Below are 3,205 nucleotides of genomic sequence, written 5' to 3'. Positions count from 1 at the left end.
ACGCCGACGTGGTCGATCGCGGTGAACAGGTCGGTGGGCAGCGCAGTCATGGCCCACAGCGTAGGAAGCGCGGATGCCGCATGCGCACCTCTCGTGGCGAGCATCACCCGCCGCGTCGGTCGAGCCCTGGCGGTGGTGGCAGAGGTGTCAAGGCCACTTGACACACCGCTGGCAAACCTGGCCAGTCATCGCCGTAGGGTGTGGGCGGTGCCCTGAACGTGTCGTGGATGGCGCCGGTGGGCCTGGTTCATGCGCTCGTGCTCGGGCTCGGCACGTTCGCAGGGTCCTACCTCTGGCTGCGATTCGCAAAGCGCTGACCCGTGGAGAACAGGCTGGCCGAACTGCGGGCCGAGCACCAGTTGTCGCAGGCAGCCCTGGCGGAGCTCCTCGGGGTCTCGCGGCAGACCGTGATCTCGATCGAGCGAGGGCGGTTCGACCCGTCACTGCCACTGGCGTTCACGATCGCCCGCCACTTCGGCACCACCATCGAGGACATCTTTCGTCCCTGATCGCCAGACCCGCTGGTGGTGAGGGTCACGGGCCGTGGGGGTCGGCACGGCATCCGCCCGTCGCTAGAGTCGAGCACGATCCCCGACCTGTTCGACACCCCGACACCGGAGGCCCCTGCATGTCCACTGACCCGACCGTCATCGTCGCCGGCTCCCGCACCCCCATGGGGCGGATGAGCGGCTCGCTCAAGGGCTTCAGCGGCTCCGACCTCGGCGGCTTCGCCATCAAGGGCGCCCTCGACAAGGCGGGGGTCAACCCGCAGGACGTCGACTACGTGATCATGGGCCAGGTCCTCTACGCCGGTGAGGGGCAGATCCCGGCACGGCAGGCGGCGGTCAAGGCCGGCATCCCCATGACCGTCCCGGCGCTGAGCATCAACAAGGTCTGCCTCTCCGGCATCGACGCCATCGCGCTCGCCGACCAGCTCATCCGCGCGGGTGAGTTCGAGATCATCGTCGCCGGTGGCCAGGAGTCGATGACCAACGCGCCCCACCTGCTCGAGAAGAGCCGTGACGGCTTCAAGTACGGCAACGTCACGCTGCGCGACCACATGGACTACGACGCGCTCTCCGACGTGTTCACCGCGCAGGGCATGGGTGGCCTGACCGAGTCGGCCAACCACGGCGAGCGAGCCGTGACCCGCGAGGAGCAGGACGAGTTCGCCGCACGCAGCCACCAGCGGGCCGCCCGCGCGTGGAAGGACGGGCTCTTCGACGACGAGGTCGTCACCGTGCAGATCCCGCAGCGCAAGGGTGACTCCATCGAGTTCCGCACCGACGAGGGCATCCGCGCCGACACCACCGCCCAGTCGCTCGCCGGCCTGCGCCCGGCCTTCGCCAAGGACGGCACCATCACCGCCGGGTCGGCCTCCCAGATCTCCGACGGCGCCGCCGCGGTCGTCGTCATGCGCAAGTCCAAGGCCGAGGAACTGGGCCTGACCTGGCTCGCCGAGATCGGCGCCCACGGCGTCGTCGCCGGCCCGGACTCGACGCTGCAGAGCCAGCCCGCCGAGGCGATCAAGGCGGCCTGCGCCAAGGAGGGCATCACGCCCGCCGACCTCGACCTCGTCGAGATCAACGAGGCCTTCGCCGCGGTCGGCCTCGTCTCCGCCAAGGAGCTCGGCGTCTCCGAGGAGCAGGTCAACCCCAACGGTGGGGCCATCGCCCTCGGCCACCCCCTCGGCATGTCTGGCGCCCGCATCACCCTGCACCTCGCCCTGGAACTCCAGCGGCGTGGCGGTGGGGTCGGCGCCGCGGCCCTGTGCGGTGGCGGCGGTCAGGGTGACGCCCTCATCGTCCGCGTCGCCGCGCAGGCCTGAGCCGGACTGACACCCGATCACGCCACGCACCGTCGACGTCCCCTCCCTCGTCGCGCAGGCGAGGCAGGGGCGTCCGCGTGCCGTCGCCCGGCTGATCTCGCTCGTCGAGGACGGCCACCCCGCGCTTCGTGAGGTCATGCGTGCGCTGGCGTCGGATGCCGGTCGCGCCCACGTCATCGGCGTCACCGGGTCGCCGGGCGTGGGCAAGTCGACGACGACCAACGCGCTCGTGACCCGCTACCGCGAGCGGGGTGCCCGGGTCGGGGTGCTGGCCGTCGACCCGTCGTCGCCGTTCTCGGGCGGAGCGCTGCTCGGCGACCGGATCCGGATGTCCGAGCACGCCGCGGACCCCGGGGTCTTCATCCGCTCGATGGCCTCCCGTGGTCATCTCGGCGGGCTGTCGTGGGCCGCCCCGCAGGCGCTGCGCGTGTTGGATGCCGCGGGGTGCGACGTCGTCCTCCTCGAGACGGTCGGGGTCGGGCAGTCCGAGGTCGAGGTGGCCGCCACGGCGGACACGACGCTCGTCCTCGTCGCCCCAGGCATGGGTGACGGCATCCAGGCGGCCAAGGCCGGCATCCTCGAGGTTGCCGACGTCCTCGTCGTCAACAAGGGGGACCGCGAGGGTGCCGACCGGGCCGTGCGGGACCTGCGCCACGCGGTGGACCTCGGGGACCGCTCGGACCCGGGGGCGTGGCGGACCCCCGTCGTGCGAGCCGTCGCCACCACCGGTGACGGAGTGGTCGACGTCGTCTCAGCCATCGAGGACCACCGCGCCTGGCTCGGCACGGACGGCCTCACCGCGCGCAGGGTGCGCCGGGCCGGCCACGAGATCGAGGGACTGGCCCTGGCGACGCTGCGGGCCAGGGTCGGCGGGCTCTCCGGCGACACGCGCCTGGAGGTGCTCGCCGGTGAGGTCGTCGCCGGCCGCAGCGACCCGTACGCCGCGGCCGACGCGCTGGTGCGCTCGCTCACGTGAGCCCTGCCCCTGCCCCTGCTTCTTGCGTCCGGCACTTTGGTGGTTCTGGCCACCACCTTGCCGGACGCAAGCGAGACCCTGCTCCTGACGTCCGGCACGTTGGGCCCTGCAACGACCAACCTGCCGGACGCAACGGGATCCGGTCGGGCAGGATGTCGGGTGCCCCGCACGTCCGACTCCGTCAGCGACCCTGACCCCGCCCCCGACTTCGCCACGAAGCCGACGTTGCGGGGCCAGTACGTGACGTTGCGCGCCCTCGACATGGCGGTCGACGCCGACACCTGGCCCGGTTCCACGACGTGAGGACCGGGCTCCGGCAGACGTGGGCGGCGTACCGTTGTTCGACCGGCCTGCGCGTGGTGACGCGCGGCCTCGTGCACATCTACCACGCCGACGGGCAC

Annotated in this window: 4 protein-coding genes; all 4 read left to right on the top strand. The window is 71.8% G+C overall.

Annotation, left to right across the window (positions count from 1 at the left end; translation table 11 throughout):
* The first annotated feature begins 320 nt into the window (after nucleotides 1-320).
* On the top strand, nucleotides 321-509 hold the full coding sequence (locus PLL68_RS13410; RefSeq protein ID WP_324534895.1) for a helix-turn-helix transcriptional regulator: 189 nt from the start codon (nucleotides 321-323) through the stop codon (nucleotides 507-509).
* Nucleotides 510-628: 119 nt separating this feature from the next.
* Entirely contained in the window at nucleotides 629-1,828 is a 1,200-nt protein-coding gene (locus PLL68_RS13405; protein WP_324534893.1) for an acetyl-CoA C-acetyltransferase, read from the top strand.
* Between the two features lie 16 nt (nucleotides 1,829-1,844).
* Nucleotides 1,845-2,804 (top strand): methylmalonyl Co-A mutase-associated GTPase MeaB, encoded by a 960-nt coding sequence (gene meaB, locus PLL68_RS13400; protein ID WP_324534897.1) that lies wholly within the window; start codon nucleotides 1,845-1,847, stop codon nucleotides 2,802-2,804.
* Nucleotides 2,805-2,963: 159 nt separating this feature from the next.
* A complete protein-coding gene (locus PLL68_RS13395) occupies nucleotides 2,964-3,107 on the top strand; it encodes a hypothetical protein (protein ID WP_324534891.1) in 144 nt (47 codons plus the stop codon).
* Nucleotides 3,108-3,205: the final 98 nt, after the last annotated feature.

The organism is Ornithinibacter sp. (assembly GCF_035443565.1).
Lineage (GTDB): Bacteria > Actinomycetota > Actinomycetes > Actinomycetales > Dermatophilaceae > Fodinibacter.
The sequence above is the reverse complement of the archived record's forward strand: the minus strand, read 5'-3'. Positions and strand labels throughout refer to the sequence as shown.

Bases quoted from the DNA above. Each gene is read 5' to 3' on its own strand.
- PLL68_RS13405 (WP_324534893.1), top strand. From the start codon at position 629: ATGTCCACTGACCCGACCGTCATCGTCGCCGGCTCCCGCACCCCCATG.